General features: G+C 52.3%; 20 protein-coding genes. 5 read left to right on the forward strand and 15 right to left on the reverse strand.

Annotation, left to right across the window (positions count from 1 at the left end):
- Positions 1-35 precede the first annotated feature (35 nt).
- On the reverse strand, positions 36-1280 hold the full coding sequence (locus JL719_RS08965; protein ID WP_033159562.1) for an HlyC/CorC family transporter: 1245 nt from the start codon (positions 1278-1280) through the stop codon (positions 36-38).
- A 228-nt stretch (positions 1281-1508) separates the two neighbouring features.
- Between JL719_RS08965 and JL719_RS08970 the strand changes: the two genes are divergently transcribed.
- The 3 genes from JL719_RS08970 to JL719_RS08980 all read left to right on the forward strand — a co-directional run bounded on the left by JL719_RS08970 (position 1509) and on the right by JL719_RS08980 (position 4689).
- Positions 1509-2924, forward strand: coding sequence for a sigma-54 dependent transcriptional regulator (locus JL719_RS08970; protein WP_033159563.1), 1416 nt, complete (start codon positions 1509-1511; stop codon positions 2922-2924).
- Positions 2925-2942: 18 nt separating this feature from the next.
- Positions 2943-4160 (forward strand): M20 aminoacylase family protein, encoded by a 1218-nt coding sequence (locus JL719_RS08975; protein WP_051670564.1) that lies wholly within the window; start codon positions 2943-2945, stop codon positions 4158-4160.
- A gap of 316 nt (positions 4161-4476) precedes the next feature.
- Positions 4477-4689, forward strand: a complete 213-nt coding sequence (locus JL719_RS08980; protein WP_033159564.1) for a hypothetical protein — start codon at positions 4477-4479, stop codon at positions 4687-4689.
- Between the two features lie 68 nt (positions 4690-4757).
- Here JL719_RS08980 and JL719_RS08985 read toward each other — a convergent pair whose 3' ends face one another.
- The 14 genes from JL719_RS08985 to gspE all read right to left on the reverse strand — a co-directional run bounded on the left by JL719_RS08985 (position 4758) and on the right by gspE (position 22590).
- Positions 4758-5333 (reverse strand): MgtC/SapB family protein, encoded by a 576-nt coding sequence (locus JL719_RS08985; protein ID WP_201799025.1) that lies wholly within the window; start codon positions 5331-5333, stop codon positions 4758-4760.
- Positions 5312-5503, reverse strand: coding sequence for an MgtC/SapB family protein (locus JL719_RS24255; protein WP_201799026.1), 192 nt, complete (start codon positions 5501-5503; stop codon positions 5312-5314). The genes JL719_RS08985 and JL719_RS24255 overlap by 22 nt, the downstream gene beginning before the upstream one ends.
- Before the next feature lie 45 nt (positions 5504-5548).
- Complete coding sequence (gene gspD / locus JL719_RS08995; RefSeq protein WP_033159565.1) at positions 5549-7813, reverse strand: type II secretion system secretin GspD; 2265 nt, start codon at positions 7811-7813, stop codon at positions 5549-5551.
- Positions 7803-8420: a hypothetical protein gene (locus JL719_RS09000; protein WP_033159566.1), complete on the reverse strand. Its 618-nt coding sequence runs from the start codon at positions 8418-8420 to the stop codon at positions 7803-7805. The genes gspD and JL719_RS09000 overlap by 11 nt, the downstream gene beginning before the upstream one ends.
- A complete protein-coding gene (gspM, locus tag JL719_RS09005; protein ID WP_033159567.1) occupies positions 8417-8995 on the reverse strand; it encodes a type II secretion system protein GspM in 579 nt (192 codons plus the stop codon). The genes JL719_RS09000 and gspM overlap by 4 nt, the downstream gene beginning before the upstream one ends.
- A complete protein-coding gene (locus JL719_RS09010; protein ID WP_033159568.1) occupies positions 8992-10164 on the reverse strand; it encodes a PilN domain-containing protein in 1173 nt (390 codons plus the stop codon). Before JL719_RS09010 ends, gspM begins: the two co-directional genes overlap by 4 nt.
- Positions 10142-11122 (reverse strand): type II secretion system minor pseudopilin, encoded by a 981-nt coding sequence (locus tag JL719_RS09015; protein ID WP_033159569.1) that lies wholly within the window; start codon positions 11120-11122, stop codon positions 10142-10144. Before JL719_RS09015 ends, JL719_RS09010 begins: the two co-directional genes overlap by 23 nt.
- Positions 11115-11828, reverse strand: coding sequence for a prepilin-type N-terminal cleavage/methylation domain-containing protein (locus JL719_RS09020; protein ID WP_033159570.1), 714 nt, complete (start codon positions 11826-11828; stop codon positions 11115-11117). The genes JL719_RS09015 and JL719_RS09020 overlap by 8 nt, the downstream gene beginning before the upstream one ends.
- Entirely contained in the window at positions 11828-12247 is a 420-nt protein-coding gene (locus JL719_RS09025; RefSeq protein WP_033159571.1) for a type IV pilus modification PilV family protein, read from the reverse strand. The genes JL719_RS09020 and JL719_RS09025 overlap by 1 nt, the downstream gene beginning before the upstream one ends.
- Complete coding sequence (locus tag JL719_RS09030; RefSeq protein ID WP_033159572.1) at positions 12234-12701, reverse strand: GspH/FimT family pseudopilin; 468 nt, start codon at positions 12699-12701, stop codon at positions 12234-12236. Before JL719_RS09030 ends, JL719_RS09025 begins: the two co-directional genes overlap by 14 nt.
- Positions 12702-13127, reverse strand: a complete 426-nt coding sequence (gene gspG, locus JL719_RS09035) for a type II secretion system major pseudopilin GspG (protein ID WP_033159576.1) — start codon at positions 13125-13127, stop codon at positions 12702-12704.
- A 57-nt stretch (positions 13128-13184) separates the two neighbouring features.
- Positions 13185-14402: a type II secretion system F family protein gene (locus JL719_RS09040; protein ID WP_033159577.1), complete on the reverse strand. Its 1218-nt coding sequence runs from the start codon at positions 14400-14402 to the stop codon at positions 13185-13187.
- A gap of 327 nt (positions 14403-14729) precedes the next feature.
- On the reverse strand, positions 14730-20738 hold the full coding sequence (locus JL719_RS09045) for an autotransporter-associated beta strand repeat-containing protein (protein WP_129871376.1): 6009 nt from the start codon (positions 20736-20738) through the stop codon (positions 14730-14732).
- 145 nt (positions 20739-20883) lie between these two features.
- Positions 20884-22590 (reverse strand): type II secretion system ATPase GspE, encoded by a 1707-nt coding sequence (gene gspE / locus JL719_RS09050; RefSeq protein ID WP_033156717.1) that lies wholly within the window; start codon positions 22588-22590, stop codon positions 20884-20886.
- A gap of 398 nt (positions 22591-22988) precedes the next feature.
- On the opposite strand from gspE, the gene JL719_RS09055 reads away from it, so the two are divergent.
- Positions 22989-23870 carry a response regulator gene (locus tag JL719_RS09055; protein WP_225893071.1) on the forward strand — a complete coding sequence of 294 codons (882 nt, stop codon included), beginning with the start codon at positions 22989-22991 and terminating at the stop codon, positions 23868-23870.
- A 42-nt stretch (positions 23871-23912) separates the two neighbouring features.
- On the forward strand, positions 23913-24725 hold the full coding sequence (locus tag JL719_RS09060) for an HDOD domain-containing protein (RefSeq protein WP_033156716.1): 813 nt from the start codon (positions 23913-23915) through the stop codon (positions 24723-24725).
- Positions 24726-24727 lie beyond the last annotated feature (2 nt).

Genomic DNA, 24727 nt, shown 5'->3' on the forward strand with positions numbered 1-24727 from the left:
ATAACCGCCTTTTTTTTGCCTAAAATAAACTTTGGTCAGCGTTTGGGATTGAATTTAATCAGCTTGATCGCGTTTTCATCGCGCTTAATTATTTCAATAATGTGCCCATGCAGTTTCACGCTGGTACCTGGTTCCGGAATGGTTTCCATGTATTCGATTACCAAGCCATTCAAGGTTTTCGGGCCTTCGGTGGGCAAATCCCAGTGGGTGATGCGATTGAGTTCGCGTATGGTTACGCCGGCATCCACCAGATAGCTACCGTCTTTTTGCATTTTTATATCGGGTTCTTCCGAGACTAGTTCACCGACGATTTCCTGTAATAAATCATCCAACGTCACTAAGCCCTGTACATCGCCATATTCGTCTACTACCAAGCCGATACGGAGTTTTTCGGCCTTAAAGATTTGCATTTGCTTGTGAATCGAGGTGCTGGCCGGAATGAAAAAAGGCTTGGACAGGCTATTGGTGATATTGTGTTTATCGAAATCAGGGTCGCTAATTTGTGCCAAAATCGTACGTAAATGTAGAAAACCTATCACCCGGTCTATATTTTTTTTGTATACCGGCAGGCGAGTATGCGGGCTATTTTGTAGTTGTTCGATAATGTCTTCGACCGATTCTTCCAGATCGATACCGATAATTTCATTGCGATGGGTCATGATGTCGGTAACGCTGGCGGATTCCAGATCTAAAATACTCAACAGCATGTTTTGATAGCGAGCCGGCAAATGATTGGCATCCGAAACGATACTTTTTAACTCGTCTTTATTTAGCGATTCGATAGCCGTATTACTCGTGCTTTTAATACCGAACGGCCATAACAACAGGCTGGATATAGCGTTAATCACCCATACCAAGGGATAAAATATCTTTAATAACGGAATGTAAATCCAGGAGGATAGTAATGCCAGTAACTCAGGTTTGAGGGCGCCCAGGGTTTTTGGGGTTACTTCGGAAAATACCAGCATGCCGAAAGTTAGCAGGCCGATAGCGGGGGCTATAGCGTTATCTCCGCTGACGCGGATGGCAATCAAGGTTGTTAACGACGACGCCAGGATATTGACAAAATTGTTGCCCAGCAGGATCAGGCCCAGCAAACGGTCCGGCCTTTTTAAGAGTTGATGGGCTTTAATCGCGCCCTTATGATTTTTTTTCACCAAATGCTGCAACCGATAACGGTTCAGCGTCATCAAGGCGGTTTCAGAGCCGGAAAAAAAAGCTGAAATAATCAGTAAGGCTGCCAGTATACCGAACAGTATACTCAAAGATATGTCGTTCAAGGCAACGGGGCTCTTGGTTGTTAAACATCGAGCTAGTTTCTATGTTGTGGAAAATTTGTCAAGCTGCAAAATGGGATGGCTGATTAGTCAATCGATGTAAATAACATGAACTAAACTATGCAATAGCTTGAAATGGGGCCATTTTGACAATAACCGGATTCGATGCTTAACTTAAAATCAGCAACCCCCTTCCGCCTTAAAACAACGTAGTTTGTAGAGAATATACGCATGGCTTTGCCAGAAATTTTGCTCATTGATGACAACACCCACCGCAGTCAGCAAGTAGAAGGCATACTCCGGTTTTTGGAATATCGCGTGGAGGTGGTTGCCAGTAGCGATTTTGAAGCGGCGTTTAGAGATCATGACAGTTTCGGTGCGGTATTTGTCGGCTGCGGCGGAGACAAGCAAGCCAGCTTGATCAAAACGGTCACCGAAAGCGTCGGCGACATTCCTGTGGTTTTGCTGGTGGACGCCGGTGGGCCGCAGGTGGTTAGCGCCATTCAGCAAATGGTCAATAAAACCTTGGAGTGGCCGACTGTCTACCCGCTATTGATCCAACTATTGGACAGTTTGCCGCAGCCTGCGCAAGCCAGTAAAAAATCGCTGCCTGATAAGGGTCTGGCGGGTAAAAGCAAAGCCATTCAAAAAACCCGTGCGCAGATCGATCAAGTCGCCAAATCCGACGCCACGGTGCTTATCCTCGGCGAATCCGGCACAGGTAAGGAAGTGGTGGCGCAAGCGCTGCATCGTGCCTCTGCGCGGCGAGACAGGCCATTCGTGCCGGTCAATTGCGGCGCTATTCCCGGTGAACTGCTGGAAAGCGAATTGTTCGGCCACGAGAAGGGTGCATTTACCGGCGCGTTGACTTCGCGGCAAGGTCGTTTCGAAATGGCGGAAGGCGGTACGCTGTTTTTGGATGAAATCGGCGACATGCCGATGCCGATGCAGGTTAAATTGTTAAGAGTATTGCAGGAACGCACTTTCGAACGTGTCGGCAGTAATAAAACCATCCATTGCGATGTGCGGATTATTGCCGCGACGCATCGTCACCTCGAACAGGAAATTGCCGAGAAGCGCTTTCGAGAGGATTTGTTCTACCGTCTGAATGTGTTCCCGATCGAAGTGCCAGCCTTGCGGGAAAGAGCCGAAGATATTCCTTATTTAATCAACGACCTGATTGCCCGCATGGAAGCCGCCAACCGGGGCACCGTCAGTTTATCGCCTCGCGCAATCGCCACCTTGATGCAACACAGTTGGCCCGGTAATGTCCGCGAGTTGTCAAATTTGATCGAGCGTTTAGCCATCATTAGTCCGGATGCTAGTGTCGATGTCAGTGATTTACCGGAAAAATTTCAGGGCTATGAAGTACCGGAAGGCGTGCAGATTGTATTGCCGGAGCAAGATATTCACATTGTGCGGCCCGCTGAGCGTGAAGCGCTGGCGATGCCGACTCCCGGTGCAGTCGCGGCCGTGCATTTACCCGAACAAGGTATCGATCTTAAGGAATATTTGACCGATCTCGAGAACGAATTGATTCGTCAGGCTTTGGAAGAATGCAATGGCGTTGTAGCGCATGCCGCCAAATTGCTGAATATGCGCAGAACCACGCTCGTGGAAAAGCTGCGCAAAACCGATACGGCTTAGACCGCACACCGCCTTGCCATGAATAAACTCGATGCTGAATTGTCGTCAGCCTTACTGATACCGGAAATTGTCGCCAATATTGCCGGTATTCGCCAATTGCGCCGCGACATACACGCCCATCCGGAGTTGTGCTTCGAAGAGATGCGTACCGCGGATTTGGTCGCGGCTAAACTGACCGAATGGGGGATTCCTATTCATCGCGGCTTGGGTAAAACCGGTGTAGTCGGGATCATCAAAGCAGGGAGTTCCGACAAGGCAATCGGCTTGCGTGCCGATATGGACGCCTTGCCGATGCATGAACAAAACAGCTTTGCACATGCCTCGCGGTACCCAGGCAAAATGCACGGCTGCGGGCATGATGGCCATATCGGGATGCTGTTGGCTGCGGCGCAATATCTGGCAACCCACCGTCATTTTGACGGGACTGTCTATCTAATATTCCAACCGGCGGAAGAGGGCGGTGGCGGCGCCGATGAGATGATCAAGGATGGCCTGTTTGAATTGTTTCCGATGCAAGCGGTTTATGGCATGCACAATTGGCCGGAGTTGCCGGCTGGGCAATTTGCGGTGAGTCCCGGACCGGTGATGGCATCTTTGAATACTTTTCGTATCGTGATTCGGGGCAAAGGCTGCCATGCAGCATTGCCGCACTTGGGATTGGATCCGGTGCCGGTGGCCGCGCAAATGATTATGGCGTTTCAAACCATCTTAACCCGCAGCGCCCATCCCTTGGATAACGGTTTGATTTCAGTCACGATGTTACATGCCGGAGAGGCGACCAATATTATTGCCGATACCTGCGAGCTAGCCGGTACAGTACGCACATTCTCCAACCAATTACTGGATTTGATCGAAACCCGTATGCAGGAAGTAGCCCGGCATATTTGTCTGGCACATGGAATGGCATGTGATTTTGAATTTAAACGTAGCTATCCGCCGACGGTTAATCACAGTGAGGCAGTCGAAACGTCGCGTAGCGTCATGGCCTCTATTGTTGGCGACCGGCATGTTTTGGAGCAAAAAGCCACGATGGGCGCCGAAGATTTTGCGTTTATGCTGCAAAAGTTACCCGGCAGCTACTGTTTCATCGGCAACGGCTCTGGTGATCATCGCAGTATTGGTCATGGCGCCGGTCCTTGTGCCCTGCATAACACCAGTTACGATTTTAACGATGATATTTTGCCCCTGGGCGCGACCTATTGGGTGAGATTGGTAGAAACTTGTCTGTCAGCTTAAATAATGCCTGCCAAACGACTGTGACAGAGTGGATTGAAAATGCCGGTTTTGTGACAACTCTGGCAGTTTTTGCGACAAAATTGCCAGGTCAGTGCACAATTTTCCATGCATACCTCATGGGAAAAGCGGTTCCCTTTAAAGCATCAACCTAGAGAAAGAATCAGTCGGTTTTCTTTTGTTTTAGAAAAAGCAGGATTTTGAGGTACTTGGACGGGTTCCGGTTTGCGTTCAGGCTATTGAAGCGTAATCGATGAGTGATTTGGCGTGGATCATGCTGCTTGGTTGTTGGGTTTAACCAGCAAATTAGGTGGATGTCATGAAAACCTCAAGCAACGAAATCACCCAACTCAGCAACACACGCACTTTATTCGTTGAAACGCTGAGTCAGCAATTTATCGCGCTAACCGGCTGCGGCGTTTATGTCTATCTCAACCCGGTCGATATCAGCGGTTTATTCAACCAATACTTAAGCGATACGCTGTCGATTAATACGTTCGCCAGACAATGTGTGAAAAACGTATTGGAATAACCCGGCAATTCAACTGAGAAAAGTGGTGAGGAAGCAGGGTGTCTTATCGATTCCCTGTTTCCTGAGGCTCAGTTTCGGGCAAAGGCGACTTGATAACCGCTGAGAAAATCGCAGCGTTCCAAGCTTTCCGCAATCGCAGGAATCGATATTTTATGATTACCGGTTGCAATAAAAACCAGATGCCATTCTTCGTGTTTATTGTTGCTGATAACGCTAATCGAGCCTTCGGCCAATCGATAACCCAAGGCATTTGCCAAATCGTTAATCTCGGTCTGATTAGGTCGAAAGCCGGTTTGAAAACGCAAAATCACCGACACTGCATGACGGGAAGGTAAGGCTGCTTCGATTCGCCCGCCCCAGATCATCGTCGCCGACGCAATTAAAGCTAACAAAATTGCCGCAAAATAAAACCCGGCGCCGCATAAAATACCAATCGCCGAAGAGGCCCAAATCGATGCGGCGGTCGTCAAGCCGCTGATGTTCAGACCTTCCTTCATGATTACGCCGGCACCCAAGAAACCGATACCCGTCACGATGCCTTGAATAACCCGAGTGGGGTCGGCGGTAGTGGTGAGCGGCAATAAGCCGCCAAACCAGAACTGCGGGTAACCGACGATAACCGTTACCGCGCGGAAGCCATGCACACCAGTCCATAGGTGCGCATGCCGGCTGCTCGGCCGTGGTAGGAGCGTTCGTAGCCCACCACCATGCCCAAAAACAAAGCGCCGACGATATTCATCAGAATCACCACGCTGGCTTCCAATTGGGCAAGCGACCAAAACGAAATCAGCCGGTCCGGCGAGATTGGATTCATGTTTATCGTCCGGTTTTTTGGTAGATACGGGCTAAAGGCTTGGGCCTATGGCACCGTTTCCACTTCAACATTAATTTCAACAGGCTTTTGATAATAGATGCCGGACAGTTTACGTTTGAACTCGTCTGTTATATCCCTAGCATCCTGGCGGCTTTTCATCACGCGGGGGGTGAGTAGCACCACCAGCTCGGTTTTGTCCTTGTTCCGCGTCGTACCGCCGAAAAGCGGCCCGATTAAGGGAATCTCGTGCAGCAGCGGCACGCCGTCACGCAAATAATCGTTGTTTTCTTTGATCAAACCGCCCAAAACAATGGTTTCGCCACTTTGTACCGCAACGCTGCTCTCGATTTCCCTTTTTTGAATGGTGGGCGAGTCGATGGTGTCGCTGGTCGTGGTTTTGATAGCCTGATTAACACTTTGTAATATGTCCATCAGCACCAATCCACCGGCATTCACCCTGGGCCTGACCGACAAATTGACACCGGTATCGATCATCTGGATCGAACTGGTTTGCACGATACCGTTATTGGAATTGTTGCTGCTCAAATTGCTGGAAACCGACGAACGTATCGGCACCGAATCGCCGACTTTGATCGTGGCTTCCTGGTTGTTCAATACCATCAAGGACGGCGAGGAGATGACATTGACGTTATTATTGACAGCACTGGCATTTAGTACGGCTTGAATGTCCTTCGAACCGCTAGAAAAAGCGTAGGAGAAACCACTTGTGCCAAATGCCTTCATAGCATCTTTAGCAACATTTGTGAGACTCAAGCCTTGTGCAGAGCCTCCAGCTGTATCGTTATTTCCTCCGTTATTGTGGCTAAAGTACCATTGCAATCCATACTTTAAATCGTCTTTCAGCGTAACTTCCACAATCGTCGCATCGATCATCACTTGTAAAGGCAGCACATCCAGCTGTTTTAACACGCGCTCAATCACTGCATATTCCTGGGCGGTCGCGACGATAATCAAAGCGTTATTGCCTTCGTCGGCGATGATTTTGACGTTGGGCATGTCATTGTTATTACTGCCACCCGAACTGCCGCTTAAACTACCGCCGAGTGTGCCGCTGCCGCTTTTATCTTTGGTTCGGTCGCTGAGCGTTCTATCGCTCATCGAATCCTGTTGCCGGTTGGCGCCGCCTGCGCTGCTACTTGATGAGCTGTCCGACTTTTTATTGCTGGCCGATAATGATTTGCGGCCGGAAGCGATAGAGGCCTTGCTGGATTTACCAGAACCGCCGCTACCGAAAATATTGCTTAAGGTCTCGGCCAAATCGGTGGCGCTGACATGTTGCGCCCGGTAGACATTCACGCCGCCGGCTGCCGCTGTGTTAATGCGATCCAGCCGAAATACCCAGTTTTCAATGTCCTTCAGATAACCGGCTTGATGGGTGACGGCTAATACCGCGTTAAGCCTTTCTATTTCGATAAACCGGAAAAAGCTGGCTTCGTCGTCTTTGGATTTTTTGGTGTTGAAGATTTGCTCCAGCTCTTCAATGATTTTGCCGGCGCTGACGTTAGCCGGTGTAAACAGAGCAAACGAGCGGCCTTTTAAAATATCGACATCAAAGGTATTGACCACATCCAACGCCCTGGAGATTTCCGCGCCGGAACCGGCGACCAATATCAGATTACGGTTCGGATCGACATGCAGCAACGATTTTTCCGGCAATAACGGTTTCAATATCTCCGCCAGTTCCGAAGCCGCGACATTTTTGACCGGAATTAACCGCACCTGATAACCATTGGGCATTTTGGCGCCGGACAGCGAGCTGATTGAGCTGCTGTACAAGGCTTCATTGGACGGTTTAATCAGATACATGCCGCCTTGTTCGGTCAGGGCGGCATTATTCAAGCTCAGCAGCATATCCAGGGTCGGGATCAGCTCGTCCTTGCTTAAGGGTTTGGAGGTTTGCAAAGTCACTTTGCCGACCACTTGCGGACTGATGGTGTAGTTCCGGCCGAGAATATCGCTGAGTATTACTTTCGCCACTTCGCCCAGATCGGCGTCATCGAAATTCAAACTGTATTCGCCCTTACCGCTGGTTTTGCCGCCACCTTGGTGGCTGGCTTGCGGGGCGATGCTTGCGTCGTCGCTAGGGTACATTTCGACTTTGGTGATTCTATTTTCGGCGTTTTTATTGGCCTCGTTAGCCAGTTCCGGAATCAACAAAGTATCTTCTTGAGCCGGTTTGTGATCGGCAATAGCCAGTTTTTCATGCAACTGCGGGCCGATAAATTCACAGCCGGTCATGGACAGCGCCAACGCCAACATTGGAGGAATGTTGATTTTTTTAGTTGTCATTGATGTTCTCGGGATTTTCATTAGGTACTGGTTCTATAGGTTTGGCAACGGCGTTGGGCTGCGGCGGTCTGGGCGGTACGGCTGGCTTGCCCGGTACCGGAGGCTTGACTTGCGCACGCGGCTTTCTCAATACGACCGATTTTTCCTGGCTGCCTTGCTGAAGCAGCACATTGTCGGCGTGTATTTGCTTCAGCAGCCAGCCGGATATGCTTTGTTCTTCGGTTATTTTTAAAAACTTTTTGGCTTCGTTGCGCTTTCTAAACAAGGCGGTCGGCTTGTTATTTTTATCGTAAACGCCGATTAACTCCCAATCGTCGATTTGTCCGGAATCTTGAGTTTGCAAATTGTCGGTCGGATTGGTTTCGGCGACAGGCTTTCGGCCTTCCACAAACAAAGGTCTATCGACAATATCGCTGTAGGTTTCCGCAGAGCCGCTATTATCGGCGATATTGGGCAGTTGCTCGGCAGGGGATTCGGTTTGCGGGCGCGGCTCAAGCAGTGTTTGCAATTGCTTTAAGGTATATTGACTATAAGTCCATTCCGCTGCCAACAGCAGGCTCAGCGTGCCGCAACCCAGTAATTGCAATCTGATCAGTTTCTGATTCATGAGGCTTTGGCTCGCATAAAGCTGATCACTTCAAAACTGACATTCAACTGAGAACTGGGGTCCATTTTGTTGGTGCTGCGGTTACGCGCGCCGCGTACCGGGGAAATGTCCAATTGATCGACCAGCAGCAAGGGCATATTGGTATCCAGACTGTGCAGCACCGCGCGCAATGCTTCAATGCTGCCGCTCATGCGCACTTTTACCGCGATGCGCACAAAATCCTCTTCGGCCTTGCCCGGCAAACCTTGCGTGCTGGTCAGTTGGCCGCCGGCTTCTGTTACTGCGGTTTTGACGATGTTTTGTAGCTCAGCTGAGGCCAAGGCTTCGGTGTCGCTGTCGCTCAGATAGCCTTGCTGTTGGTATTGTTGATTCAATGATTCCAGGTTTTGGGCAACGCTGTCGCGGCGGGCGACAATGGCTTGTTGGCGTTGCAAACGAAACAACAGGTCGTTTTTTTGCTCGCGGTAATCCAGCCAGCTGCTGAATAAAGGCAGCAGTACCAAAAATATCACGGTAAATAACACCAATCCAAGTAGAGCCAGTGCTAGCCAGCGCTGATAGCGCGCTTCATTCATTGCTCGGACCCTCCATTTGCCTCGGATTCAGCTGGAGCAGGCTGGCTGGTGGTCGTCGCCTCAGTATCCTCAGCAGGCTCGGCGGGTGGCGGGCTAACATCCATACTAATTTGAAAGCGCTCGCGCCCGGTGGCTTTATCCTGGGTCAACGGCGAGACGAAACTGACATTGCTGAAATATCCGGAACTTTCCAACAAACCGATCAAAGACGACGCGCCCGGCGATTGACCCTGGATTTGCAGACGTTTGTCCGCAAATTGAAAATGCGTCAACCAGCTGTCATCTTTTAACAAGGTGCTCAGTTCGTTCAATACCGCAACCAGAGCGGGAGACTGGGTTTTAATGTCTATCAAGCGTTGGGTTTGCTGGCGTAAGGCATCGATTTCGTGCTGTTGTTCTTCTATTACGCGGGTTTCTTTTTCCAGCGTTTTGATGTGATTTTTCAAGACATCGACGGCTTGACCTTCCTGCCACACCGGCCAAATCAAAACTGCCAGAAACAACAGTAACAGTAAGCTGTTCAGCAGCCAGTGCATGGCTTGAGCTAAGGCGTTGCCGCGCGGCCGGTAGCGTTCCGGGAGTAAATTGTAAGCGGGCGCATCGGCAGGGCAAACGGTGCTGGCATGGCAGAAATCCACCCGCACCGGCTGTATCCCCAAAGCCTGTAGTTTGACAAGTTGCTCGTCCAGTACGGTTTTAGGCGTAAATACCAGTAATACTTCAATTTGACCATGCTCGGTTTTACCTAGCGGAATGGCGGCAAAATAGACTTGCTCGGCCTTGAACGGCGTGTAACGGTCCAATTCAAATCCGACAACTTGCTGCAGATTCTCTTGGGCCGCAGCGGGTAAATAGACGATTTTTTTTAGCGCCTGTGTAGGGTCCAGGCGCAAGATACATTCGGCTTTTTCAAAATCCGGATGTTGGGCCTTCAAGGTTTGATAACTATCCGCGAGGTTGCTGTCCAAGCGCCATGTCATCGGGGTTTGCTGTTCGGCCTCGCGGTAAAAACGGATTTGAAAATCCGCGTCAGCGGCGCTGATTACGAGTGCGCCACTACGGTCTGTCAGCAAGGATCTGAGACGATTCGGTACCAAAAACGCCAATTCTCGCCCCCACCACTGGAAGAAACGTTTCAGATCGAAATCAATGCTGGTTTGTAAATTCATCTTGAACGGTAATGAGCTGGGATTCCTTGGCCGAGTCGAATAAGGCCAATACTTGCTGACCTTGTTTCCAATCCAGGATTTGGTAGGGCGCTTGGCTGGGGTCTTGGTTCTGGATTCTTACCACTGCTTCGATAGCGGCCGTCGCCTGATCTTCCAGCAGGGTTTGCACCATAATAGTATACGTTTGCTCTTCATCCGCCAATGCCGGATCGGTCTGATCGGCCGTGCTATCGTCTGCCGCAGCCGATTCAGACAAGCGTTTGTCCAAGTATACATCATGAATATTCTGTGCCTTCAGGTTGTCACCAACCATTTCCAGTAACTCCGACGGTGCCTGCCGCAAGTTTAATTCCGCTTGTCCGGAGTAGATGGTAATCCACGGTTGCAGCTGCTCGAAAATATCGGCGTTGAACCCCAGCACTAATTGCAACTCCTCCAGGGATTGAAAAGGTTGATTGCTGGGCTGATAAGCCAGCCCGGCCTGCCGATATTGTTTTTTCTCGGCGCCTTGCGGGCGCGGATCATCGTCGGCGTCTCGCCAATCCAGCAGGGCATCCAACAAATTCTGCTGTAGTTTTTCGTCGTCGCTTACCGAACTAATCAAGGCCTTTAATAAAGGTTCCTCCGCGGCGTTGATATCCACTTTGCCGGATTCGGCGATAATTCGGATCCGAATTTCGCTATCGTTGCCCGGTATTCGATAGATACTGCCATCCGCGTGCCAACGCCGCTCGGGATCGGCCTGTTGCAGCATGAATTGGGCAATGTTTAAACCGGTTTCCGCCAGTGCTTGGGCTTGGGCATTGTTTTTCAACGCGCCGGCGACGCTGCTTTCCCGGCGCATACTTAACGCAAAACTGCCGGCCATCAGGCTCAGCAGCGTCAAAATCCAAATGACGATTACCAGCGCCAGACCGCGTTGCCGATGGGCGGCCTGTGCACGAAGCATGCTATTCATTCGCGATGCCGGGCTGCTGGTTTTGCTCGCCGAGCAACGCTTCTGCGTTCGGCTGGCCGTTGATTTTTAATGCAAATATCATGTCCGGCCAAAAACTGTCGTCGTTTAGTGCGATGCTGACTTTTACCAGTTTGGGTAACTGGCCGGTGGCTTGTCCTTGCCATTCGTCCAGCCAAGCACCATTACGGTCAACGTTGTCAGCCGATGCGCCAAAGTAACTGATTTTGAAATGCCGTAAGTTTTCCAATAGCACGACCGGTTCGGCGTCGGCCGGTATCGATTCGGTTTGCCGGTAAGGGGTTAATGCGACTTTCAGGGTCGACGGCTGCTGCGGGTCCAGGCCGACATGAAACACTTGTAAGCCCTTGCGTGCCGACGCGGCCGGCAGCGCAGAGACAAAGCTGATGCTTTGCGGCAAGCCTTCGAAAGCCAGTTTCGGCAATTCTTGCGATGCCAGTTGTTGAGCGTTTTGTGTTTGGTTTTCCTGGATGATAGGGAAGGGTTTGGTATTGCTCAAATGCCGTTTGAAGAATTGGTAAACCACGGCTTTTTTATTCACTTCGCTGATTTTGGCTTCACCGCTGTTCCAGCTTTCCGCGGCTATCCGCAAACTGGCGAAGAGCAAGACCACCATGATCCCCAGCAAGCTGATGGCTATCAGCATTTCGATCAGCGTAAATCCTTTTACCGATGAACGCTGCGACACTAGCCCGGACCTGGTTGTTGTAGTTTTAAGGTATGCAATTCCACGGCACGCGGTTGTTCGTCCTCTCCCCACGCCACCACTACCCGCACCGACATCAGCACCGGTGCCGGCTTTTGTTGATCGGGATCCGTATCTCTCAGACTGGCACGGGATTGCACTGGCGTCGCCGGATTGACCGTGATTTGCCAGTCGTATTTATCGCCTTCCGTGCCCTGGCTTTCGCCGGTTGTCAGCTCTGTCTCCACCCCGGTGCGGGCCATCAGCGATTCGGCGATTTGCACCGCGATAGTGTATTCCTCGGAAATAACCGCATTGTTAACACCGGTGCCGAAGATGCGCAGCAGTATCGTCAACGCTATCGCCATGATGGAAAAGGCGACCAGAATTTCCAGCAGGGAAAAGCCTTTATGCCGCTGCATCGGAAATACTGACCTGGCCGGTAATCCAGTTAACGTCGATGCGGCGCAATTGATTGCCCCATTCCAGCGTGATTCTGCCTCCGGTGGACGAGCCGTCGCCAAAGAACCGAATATGGCCTTGCTCGCCCTCGCTAAACTCTTCCTCCGCGACCACTAAGGACACGTCAATCTCTTCGGCAAACGGATAAGTTTTGTCGTGGTTACTGATGCGGTAACTGTTGTCTTGCAGGTCGATGGCGACACTGACCGGCTTTTGCGTCATCAGCGCCTGGCCGTGCGCGTAACGCAGGGCTGAGGCCATATCCCTGGCGACGGCTTGTAGCTTGGTACTGCGGTTGCCGGAGCCGATATTGCTGCCGACCACCGCAAAAGCCAGCACGCTGATCAGCAGTACGATGATCAGCTCGATCAGCGTAAAGCCTTGCATGCGTTGGCGGGCGGGCAGGGCGGTCATTTATTCCCAGCTGTTGATATCCTGATCTTCGCCTTCGCCGCCTTCTTTTTCATCGGCACCATAGCTGAACAAATCGAACTTACCGTGTTGGCCGGGGAAGACGTAGTGATAATCCTGATTCCAAGGATCTTGCGGGATTTTGTCCTTACGCAGGTAGGGGCCGTTCCAGCGCTTGGCATCGGCCGGTCTTTCCACTAACGCGGCCAAGCCTTGTTGGCTGGTGGGGTAGCGGCCTTCGTCCAGTTTGTACATGTCCAGCGACGCCGCCAGATCCTCGATTTGTACTCTGGCGGCCTTGGTTTTGGAGGCGCCCATATGTTTCATCACCTGTGGGCCGACAATCCCGGCCAGCATGGCGATAATGCCCAATACCACCAATAATTCCAGTAAGGTAAAACCGCCGTGGCGGCGTAACATGTGTTTCATTTGCAAAACTCCTTCTATAAAAATGGATGGTACCGGCGAATTCATTCGCCCATGCGCCTAAACCGCCAGATCGTTTACGCTCAAAATAGCCAGTAAGATGGAAACGATGATGCCGCCTATCATCAAGCCCAGCGAAATGATTAAGGCCGGTTCCAACAGCGCCAGCATCCGCTGGATGGTGGTCTTTAGCTGCTTGTCGTAAATGGTGGCTACCCGCATCAGCATTTCCTCCAGCTTGCCGGTTTCCTCGCCCATTTTAATCATTTGCACCGCCAGTTTGGGAAACAGGTTTTGCTGGGCCAAGGCGTCCGACATGGTCCGGCCTTGCTTGAGCTGGGCTTCGGCATGCTCCAACAGATCGGCCAAGACTATATTGCCGACGGTTTCCCGGACGATGCCCAGCGATTTCAAAATCGACACGCCGTTGCCCAATAACGTGCCGAAGGTACGGCTGAAATTGGCTATTTCCATGGTCAGGATGATGTCGCCGAACAACGGAAACTTCAGTAGCCGGCCGTCCCAGGCTTTCTTGCCGGCCGGATCGGCCAACTGCAATTTTATAGTTTGCACGCTGCCGACAATAACAATCAGCAACACCCACCAGTAACTTTGTAAAAATTCGGCCAGGCCGATCACTATCTGGGTTGGCACCGGCAAGGCTCGGCCGGCGCTATCGAACATTTCCTTAAATTGCGGGACTACAAAGGTCAGCATTACGAACAATGAGGCCAGCGACATCAGTAACAAAATGGCCGGGTAAATCAACGCGGTGCTGACCGTGTCTTTCAGTTCCTGCGAACGTTCCATGTATTCCGACAAGCGCAGCAACACGCCGCCCAGATTGCCGCCCATTTCCCCGGCGCGGATCATGTTCAGATAAAATTTGGAAAACACCCCGCTCTGGCTTTCCAACGCATCGGCGAGTGCCTTGCCGGCTTTGACCTTTTCCAGCACTTCGCCGACTAGTTTATTCAGTTTCGGATTTTCCTCGGTCAACTGCATCAGAATCGTTAACGACCGATCCAGCGGCAAACCCGATTCCAGCAAGGTCGCCAATTCGCCGGTCAGCATACCGATTTCTTTTTGCGACAGTTTGACGGTAGCAGACTTTAGTTTGAAACCCAGAAAAGTCTTATCTTTTGCCAACTCAATGCGGATGGGAATCAAGCCCTGGTTTTGCAATTCCAGCAGCAAGGCCTGCTCGTCTGCAGCATTACGCACACCTTCTTCGGCGACACCCTGACTGTTGACGGCTTTGTAGGAGAATAAAGGCATGTATTTGTTTAGTTTGCTTTTTAGCTGGGTTTGCGCTTTGGTACTCGGCAATGTTTTTGCAATGCCAAAACATGGATACTCGATAACCGTTGTGTGGCGTGTATATGTCTATCACATTTCATGTTACTAGCCCGGCCCTATTGATCACGGATATTCCGATCAAATTGAGTTCATCTAAGCCCAGACGGATATGCGCTTCGATAGCCAAGGGCATAAAGGTGACCGGGTATTTAAGGGCCGGGTTAATCATCACGCAGATTCGGTCTGGCGAGGCCTAATTCCGTCGGCAAAACATGCTCGCCACTATAAAGTAGTTGCGGGCGTATCTCAAAACTCCATGCGTATCCCGACATTAAAGGCGTGGCGGGAAACGTACTCCTGGCCGAAGGTGGTGTCGTATTGCACGAACGCCGAGCCGCCAAACGGCAGTTGGGCGGATAAACCGGCGCGCAGATTGATGTAGTCCTTATCGACGCTAAAACTGTTGGTGGTAAAGGCATTGTTAGGCGAATCAACGAAGCGGGTGGTAATCAAGGAGTTTTTGTTGAACCACTGATGCTCCCACTCGACATTCACTTGCGAAACCAGCACGCCCACCGGTGTGCTCAGCGCATGCGAGACCATCGCGCCGATACTGCTGCTCAACGACTCGTTGTCCAGCTCGCCGACTATCATGTTCATACCTAAATCGGCACCTTGTTCCTTGCGGCCGTTGACAAAGTTGTAACCGTATTCCGTGCGGCCTCTAAGGCCGAATGTCCATTCTTTTACCGCTATGTCGTAACCGCTACTGAGGCTGGTGCGATTTTGCCAGCCATCGGTTTGGCTGGATGCCGTTTCATTAATCGCTGTGCCGTTGGCATCGTTATAAAGTGTGACACGTTTGGAATCGTACTGGTTATAAGTCAGGTTGTTGACCAGATCAACGTACCAGTTATCGGTCAGGTTTAACGAGCCGAAGGCTGATAAGGTGTACCCGTCTATGCTTTGGCTGCCGCCCTGTTGGGAAATCAGGGCCGTGCTGCTGCCGTAGCCGGCAGACAAACCCAAGAGTAGCCGTTTGCTCAAGCGATAGTCGGCACCGGCAGTGACCGCGGACATCGAGGACGCATAGCCGCGTTGAACGACCGTTGCGGTTCTATCAGCCCATTCGAATTGGCCGTTAATGAATAAGCCCAAATTGCTGAAGCCGGAGATAAGATCGGTGCCGTCGTTGTTGTTATCCGTGCTTAAGGAAATACTGACCGAGGAGGGGGCATTGGATGAGGATTGACCGTCTTTTTCCGGCGTTGAAGCCTGAATGTTGATAGCGTTAGAACTGGGTGTGTTGGGTGAACTGGCTGAACTGGTGGGCGCACTGGGTGCACTACTAGGCGTGTTTATGCTGCTTGATGCATTCGGTGAGCTGATATTGTTGGCTGAGCTGGGTGCGCTGAGAACGCCCGGAGCGCTGCCGATAGCCATTGAACTGCTTACCGGTGTGTTGAACGTGGGGGACGACTTGAAACTTGAAGCGGAACCGGCGCCGACGCTTGCGGACCTCAGGGTGACGAGTCGCTGAGTGATGTTGCCGGTCTGCAATTTGGCTATTTGGTTCGATACGGTTTGTTCCGCCGCGATTTGGCCAGGGCTGATTTGCCGCAACGCGCTGATGAATTGGTCTACTTTGCTGGCATCGGCGTTACCGTTTGCTAAAAAGGGTTTCAAGCCGTTCAATAGATTCTGCAGATTAGTTGGGGTTGAGGCACTGCAGTCTATTTGCTGTAAGGCGTTGGCCAAGGATTGCACGTCGGCGGGGACCAGATTGGGCAATCTGGGCACCATGGTCAGCAAAAACTGCTTTTCCTGCTTGGAAAATATAAACATATCGCTGGAGCCTTCCGGACAGGTAATGCTTTGGTTAAAATTTCCGGAGATGCTGCCGCTGGTGGTTTGCAACAGCACAGACTGCGAAAAAGCCTGTTGCGGCGAGAAGTTAGGCTGGCTGGCCAAGCGTTGTAAGTTAAGCTTTGCGCCTTGAATATCGATGCTGCGCGCAGTAATCGAATCGGTTACCAACTGTCCGTTTACCCCACCCAATTCCAAATTCAAGCTGCTGGATTGGCGGAAAATCAAATCAGCCGATGCGGCGTCAATGGCCGCTATCCCTTGCCCATTGGCACCCGGACCCGGCGAGAAACTGTTGTTTATGTCCACGATGCCGGCGTAAGAACCGCTGCCGGATACCGGCCCGTTCAAAGTCAGGTGCGAACCGGCGATGCCGACCGTGCCATTGTTGATGACCGGACCGCTGACGCTGCCGTTGCCGCCGAAGCTGCCGGCTTGTATGTCGGTCAAAGCCTGGCTCCAAACCCCGTCTACCCGGGTAGTGCCCGCGGTTTGCCGGTAAGTGCCGTTGCCGATAAACGAGGCATTACTGGTCACGCGCACATTGCCGGAATTAATGACCGTCGATTGATTGTTGAGGATGAAATTGCCGTTCAGCAATAAGTCGCTGGCGGAGCCTCCCGAGCCGCTGATAATCAAGCTACCTGGGCCGCGCATCTCGCCCCCGGAAAGCACTGCGGATTGCACTCTTAATTCGCCAGGGCCCGATAATATGCCGCCAGTCTGCACGTAACGACTCACCTCGGTGCTGGTGTGCTGTAAATTGACGGTGCCGTTGTTTATGGTAAAAGTGCTACCCAGATTGAGCTGCTTGGTCGCCGCGGACGAAAAATTGACGGTGCCGCCGGATACCGTCGTGGAATTGCTTACCGAATAATCGCCGGCGATAGTAGTTGTCCCTCCGCTAAACACCGCATCGGTGGCCGTTAGCGCAACGCCGGCGTTGACTAGATTGGTCCCACCGCTAAAAGTGATATTGGCTGTGCCAAGGTTGGTGCCGGCATTGAATTGTTGCGTGCCTGCGCCGAATTGCAAGGTACCGTTGCCGGTGAAATTGCCGGAGTGGGTATTGTTGCCGGTAAAATTCAATACGCCGGCATCTACCAGTGTGTTACCGGTGTAGCTGTTAGTGCCGCTCAAGGTCACCGTACCCGAAGTGGTTTTGTTCAAACCCACGCCACCACCCAAATTGGCGCTGACCGTGCCGGATTGAAGATCGAACGCACTGTTCGAGGTCAAGGTGCCGGTGCCGGTGATAGACCCCGACAGCAGTCGTACGCCTGCCACTGTGTCGTTATGGCTGCCCAGAGCAAAGGTACCGCCGTCGACGACCAGACTGGATGTATTGGCAAGCGCGTCACTGGCACTCAAGGCCAACGTGCCGGCATTGACTTGGGTGTTGCCGGTGTAGGTATTGGTTCCGCTTAGCGTCACGGTACCGGCGGTGGTTTTGTTTAGGCCGATATTGGTGCCACCTAGCTTGGCGCTGACCGTGCCTGATTGCACATCAAACGTGCTAGTAGACGTTAACGTACCGGTGCCGGTAATCGAACCGGACAGTAATTGCAGCCCGGCCACCGTATCGTTATTGCTGCCTAGAGCGAAAGTGCCGCCGTTGACGATCAGATTGGAGGCATTGGCGAGCACATCGCTGGCGCCCAAGGCCAACGTGCCGGCATTTACTTGGGTGTTGCCGGTATAGGTATTGCTACCGCTCAGCGTCACGGTACCTGCGGTGGTTTTACTCAAGCCCACGCTGCCGCCCAACGCCGCGCTGACCGTGCCGGCTTGCATATCAAAGTCGCTGGTTGACGTTAACGTACCGGTGCCGGTAATCGAACCGGACAGTAATTGCAGCCCGGCCACCGTATCGTTATTGCTGCCTAGAGCGAAAGTGCCGCCGTTGACGATCAGATTGGAGGCATTGGCGAGCACATCGCTGGCGCCCAAGGCCAACGTGCCGGCATTTACTTGGGTGTTGCCGGTATAGGTATTGCTACCGCTCAGCGTCACGGTACCTGCGGTGGTTTTACTCAAGCCCACACTGCCGCCCAACGCCGCGCTGACCGTGCCGGCTTGCATATCAAAGTCGCTGGTTGACGTTAACGTACCGGAGCCGGTAATCGAACCGGACAGTAATTGCACGCCGGCAACGGTGTCGTTGTTCGCACCCAAATCAAAAGTGCCGCCGTTGACGACCAGACTCGAGGCATTGGCAAGCACGTCGCCGGCGCCCAAGGCCAACGTGCCGGCGCTGACTTGGGTGTTGCCGGTGTAGGTATTCGCCCCGCTGAATGTCACGCTGCCGGCAGTAGTTTTGGTCAAGCCCACGCTGCCGCCCAACGCTGCGCTGACCGTGCCGGCTTGCATATCAAATGTGCTGGTAGACGTCAAAGTGCCGGTGCCGGTAATCGAACCGGACAGTAATTGCACGCCGGCAACGGTGTCGTTGTTCGCGCCCAAATCGAAAGTGCCGCCGTTGACGATCAGGCTGGAGGTGTTGGCGAGCACATCGCTGGCGCCCAAAGCCAACGTGCCGGCGTTGACTTGCGTGTTGCCGGTGTACGTGTTGGTGCCGCTTAGCGTCACGGTACCGGCGGTGGTTTTGTTTAGGCCGATATTGGTGCCGCCTAGCTTGGTGCTGACCGTGCCGGATTGCACGTCAAACGTGCTGTTCGACGTCAGAGTGCCGGAGCCGGTAATCGAACCGGACAGTAATTGCACGCCGGCGACGGTGTCGTTGTTCGCACCCAAATCGAAAGTGCCGCCGTTGACGATCAGATTGGAGGCATTGGCGAGCACATTGCTGGCGCCCAAGGCCAACGTGCCGGCATTGACTTGGGTGTTGCCGGTGTAAGTATTGGTCCCGCTCAGGGTCACTGTACCGGCGGTGGTTTTGTTTAGGCCGATATTGGTGCCACCTAGCTTGGCGCTGACCGTGCCGGATTGCACGTCAAACGTGCTGTTCGACGTCAGAGTGCCGGAGCCGGTAATCGAACCGGACGTTAATTGCACCCCGGCGACGGTGTCGCTGTTTGCACCCAAATCGAAAGTGCCGCCGTTGACGACCAGACTGGACGTATTGGCAAGCACATCGCCGGCGCCCAAGGCCAACGTGCCGGCATTGACTTGGGTGGTGCCGGTGTACGTGTTGGTGCCACTTAGCGTCACGGTACCTGCGGTGGTTTTGTTCAAGCCCACGCTGCCGCCCAAATTGGCACTGACCGTGCCGGCTTGCACATCAAACGTGCTGGTAGACGTCAAAGTGCCGGTGCCGGTAATCGAACCGGACAGTAATTGCACCCCGGCGACGGTGTCGTTGTTCGCACCCAAATCAAAAGTGCCGCCGTTAACGATCAGACTCGAGGTATTGGCGAGGACGTCACTGGCACCCAAGGCCAACGTGCCGGCATTGACTTGGGTGTTGCCGGTGTAGGTATTGGTTCCGCTTAGCGTCACGGTACCGGCGGTGGTTTTGTTTAGGCCGATATTGGTGCCACCTAGCTTGGCGCTGACCGTGCCTGATTGCACATCAAACGTGCTAGTAGACGTTAACGTACCGGTGCCGGTAATCGAACCGGACAGTAATTGCAGCCCGGCCACCGTATCGTTATTGCTGCCTAGAGCGAAAGTGCCGCCGTTGACGATCAGATTGGAGGCATTGGCGAGCACATCGCTGGCGCCCAAGGCCAACGTGCCGGCATTTACTTGGGTGTTGCCGGTATAGGTATTGCTACCGCTCAGCGTCACGGTACCTGCGGTGGTTTTACTCAAGCCCACACTGCCGCCCAACGCCGCGCTGACCGTGCCGGCTTGCATATCAAAGTCGCTGGTTGACGTTAACGTACCGGAGCCGGTAATCGAACCGGACAGTAATTGCACGCCGGCAACGGTGTCGTTGTTCGCGCCCAAATCGAAAGTGCCGCCGTTGACGATCAAGCTGGAGGCATTGGCGAGCACATTGCTGGCGCCCAAGGCCAACGTGCCGGCGTTGACCTGCGTGTTGCCGGTGTAAGTATTGGTCCCGCTCAGGGTCACGGTGCCGGCGGTGGTTTTGTTCAAGCCCACACTGCCGCCCAGCGCCGCGCTGACCGAGCCGGCTTGCATATCAAAGTCGTTGTTTGAGGATAATGTGCCGGCACCGCTCAAAGTCGCCCCAGTATGCGCCAAACTGAAATTTGCTACAGTGGGCGAAATATCAAGAGCCACATTTTGGCCGACATTGATAGCCGCATCATCGGCCGCTCCGGGGCTTGCGGCACATGACCAGTTAGCGGGCGTAGACCAAATATCATCCCCACCTTGCCAGGTACAAACGGCAGCTTCGGCAGTTGAAAAAAATCCGATCAGCAACGCCGAGAAAGCGCAAGAGGCATCGGCGCCGACGCTGCGCGAACGTCGTTTCGCTATCGGTGGATTATTTGCAGACTCGGCTGGCGATTGGTACATCTTGAATCCATGATGTTGATTAAAAAGTGGGTTTTAGTCATATTCCACTTGACGCTATTTGTTATGCGGTATGTTGGCTTTGTTATTCAAAGCCTTTCTAGGTTTGGATCAACGAAAGTTTGTTGTCGGGCGCCGATTAAACAGCTCAAGCTTCGGTCGTTACCCTTAATACCTCTTCTAAGGTGGTGATACCCTGCAAGGCTTTGCCGACGCCGTCTTCGTACATGGTTTGCATGCCTTCCTGGATCGCGGTTTGCTGGATCACGAAAGCTTCTTCGTGTTTCATGATTTGCTTGCGGATCGTGTCGGTCATCGTCAAAAATTCGATGATCGCCAGTCGGCCTTTATAGCCGATGCCGTTACAGGTGGGACAGCCGACCGGTTTGTGAAGCAGGATTTCGCCGGTAGGTTGCCACTGTCTAAGTTTCATTTCTTCGATCAGCGTGTCCGAGGCTGGGTGGGCTTGTTTGCAATGCGGGCACAGGCGGCGGACCAAGCGCTGGGCCAGGATACCGTTGATGGTCGAGCTAAGCAGGTATTCTTCCAGGCCCATGTCCTGCAAACGGGTAACACCAGCGGCGGCATCGTTGGTATGCAGCGTGGACAGCACCAAGTGACCGGTCAGCGCCGATTGCACGGCGATCTTGGCGGTTTCCAGGTCGCGCATCTCGCCGATCATGATCACGTCCGGGTCTTGGCGGACGATGGAGCGCAAGGCCGAAGCGAAGGTTAAACCGATCTGCGGTTTGGCTTGAATTTGGTTGATGCCTTCCAACTGGTATTCCACCGGGTCTTCGACCGTGATAATCTTGCGCTCGGAGGTATTCAGGGTTTTTAATGCGGCATACAACGAGGTGGATTTACCGCTACCGGTCGGGCCGGTGATCAACAAAATGCCGTGCGGTTGCGCCAATACTTCCATGAAACGTTCGGCCTGCTTGCCGACGAAGCCCAGGGTTTCGAAATCCAGTACCGCGTTTTCCTTGTCCAGCAAGCGGATCACCACGCTTTCGCCGTGCAGGGTAGGGATGGTGGAAACCCGCAAATCCAGCTCCTTGCCTATCATTTGCAGTTTGATGCGGCCGTCTTGCGGCAGGCGACGCTCGGCGATATTGAGCTTGGCCATGATTTTGATCCGCGACAGCACGGCGGCGGTCGAGGCGACCGGCGGCGAGTCGATGTCTTGCAACACGCCGTCGATCCGTAGGCGCACTTTCAGGCTTTGCTCGAACGGTTCGATATGCACGTCCGAGGCGCGGCTTTCCACGGCTTTTTGCAGGATGAAGTTCACCATTTTGATGATGGGCGCTTCGCTGGCCAGGTCTTTTAGATGTTCAAGGTCTTCGCTGCCTTCTTCCTCGACATTGAGGTTGTCCATCAGCTTGTCCATTTGCGACTTGCCTTCGCCGTATTGCAATTCCAACGCGGCGTCGATTTCTGAAAGCTGGCCGATTTGCAATTTAATGGGTTTGCCGATGGCAAGTTGCAAAGCTTGCGTCACATAGTCATCTTCCGGGTCCATCACCGCGACTTGGATCTGTTCGTCGTCCGCCGTCAGACCTACGGCATGGTATTGCTTTAAAAAACGCTGCGAAACACTATCCGGCAGGGGCGTTTGCGGCGGGTACTGTGCCGGACCTACGCGAGCAATCCCGCTGGCTTCGGCGAAGCTGCCGGCGATGTCGCTGTCCGAACACAAACCCAGTTTGATCAGCAGTTGCGGCACGGAGTCGTCCAATGCCGATTTTTGCATGCGGCGGACTTTACTCAAATCGCTGTCGGAGAGCTTACCTTTCCTTTTTAACAAGCTGAGAAAGGCGGCGTATTTTTCGGGGTTTTCCACGGTTTCCATGTTCACTGTATCAGCCTAAACTTGCAGAACTCGGGCGCATTGTAGCGATTTTCCACTCAGTCCGGCAGTAATTGTTTATGGGATGGTGACTCTTGCGCCGCGTTAGAGAGGGAATGAGGCGCTGCTCGAACAGTTTCTTGTTTTTGGGGTGGCGAGTGTTGGGGATTTTGACGCCTTTGGGTTCCCGCTTTTGTCAGATCGCACCATGGTGAGTTGACGGTTAAATACTGATCAATTGCTTGGTAGGTTGATCATGATGGCAAGCCCCAATGGCTTGGCATCGCCCCTATACCTGCCTGCACCTTTGTCAAAAGCAAATGTCTGTAGCCATCCGTATATAAATTCAGATGTCAGATCATTTGAAGCGTTTGACCAAACGGGTATTGCCGATACAATCCATGACAAGCTCAACAAAACGTAAATATACGGCTATGGCAGAAAGTACTCACCCCCCTAGAACGTTGCTATTGGTCGACGACGAACCGAACATTATTAATGCGCTGAAACGTACGTTGCGCAGAGATGGCTACAGCATACTCACTGCCAATGGTGCGGAAGAAGCGCTTGATTTACTTGTCGATCATAAAATAGCCCTGATCATATCCGATCAGCGTATGCCTAAGATGAGCGGTGTGGAATTTTTGCGCAAAGTTAAAGAGCTCTATCCAAAAACCGTGCGGGTGGTGTTATCCGGCTTTACCGATCTTGAATCGGTGACTGGCGCCATCAATGAAGGGGCGATTTACCGATTTATGACTAAGCCGTGGGATGACGAGTTGCTGCGTAAGAACGTTCGCGAAGCGTTTGAATATCATGAAATGGAACAGGAAAATCAACGGCTGACTCGAGAGCTCCAACATTCAAACGATTTACTTGCCAGACTTAATCAAAGTTTGGAACAACAAGTGATGCAAAAAACCCGTGAAATCGTACATAACATCAAAATGCTGGAAATATCTCAGGAAATACTTGAACATTTGCCGTTGGCTATTCTTGGCCTTGATGAACGACACATGATCGCCTCTTCCAATCGACTTGCGGACTCGCTATTCCAGCGTTATCCCAACGAATGCTTGCTTGGCCTGCAAGCAGAGAGTGTTTTGCCCGCCCCCTTATTGCATGTATTACAGCAAACCAAGGATTCTGAAACGGCAGCAGAATTTAACGGCAGCTGCTTAGATTTAGGCAATAGTAAGACCCTTTACGTGTGGATAAGCCCAATGGGTGAACTTAGTCAATCAAAAGGCACTATAGTGGCGCTTTCGTCAGTCAAGACATAACCTTGACTGTCTCAGAAAAGTACAGAGGTGGAGTTTGCCGACATGAATACGAAATCCCAAGCGACCCTGCTGGCTGATTTGCCGTCCTTACCCACCGTAATCATGGATGCCTTGCAGTTCACGGCAGACAAGCAAAACTTGTCCAATCTCGCCAACAAAATCAGTCAAGACCCACACATGGCGGTACGCATTTTGCGCGTCGCCAATTCGCCTTTTTACGGTAGGTCTCGAGAAATTGGTTCTTTGCAGGAAGCGGTGGTGGTGTTGGGGCTTAACCGAGTAAAAAACCTGTTGTTAGGCCTTGGTTTTATGAACCTGTTTCGGTTGGACCGCCAAGATTTCGACTACTCACAGTTTTGGCATCACAGCATGGCAGTCGCGGAGTGTGCTCGACAATTGGCGATTCATACCGGTATGGATCAGGATATTGCCTTTACGGCGGGATTGTTGCATGACATCGGGCTGCTGGCCATTGTTTTGTTATTTCCAGACGATTTTAGCCGTATTACTACGGGGCAACATCTCAATAGAATTGAAGCGGAACGGCACGTTTTGGGGTTTGATCATGCGGAGATCGGCTGCAATGTCGCAAAGCATTGGAATTTACCGATGGCGATTCAGCATGCTATCGAACAGCACGAAATCCCACGCGGGCAAGATGAAGGGAAATCGTTAGAATTGATGATCCATATGGCCAATTTTCTGGTACTTGCCACACAACGCGACGACCAGGCTTTTGAGTATCCGGAGTCTATTGTGCAGATACTTGAGATGCTGAACATTCCTCTTGACCAAGCCATAGACTGGGCTAATTCTAGTCAACAATTCGCCAATCAGGTCGTCGCCAGTCTATAAAT

The organism is Methylomonas sp. LW13, from assembly GCF_016865255.1.
Lineage (GTDB): Bacteria > Pseudomonadota > Gammaproteobacteria > Methylococcales > Methylomonadaceae > Methylomonas.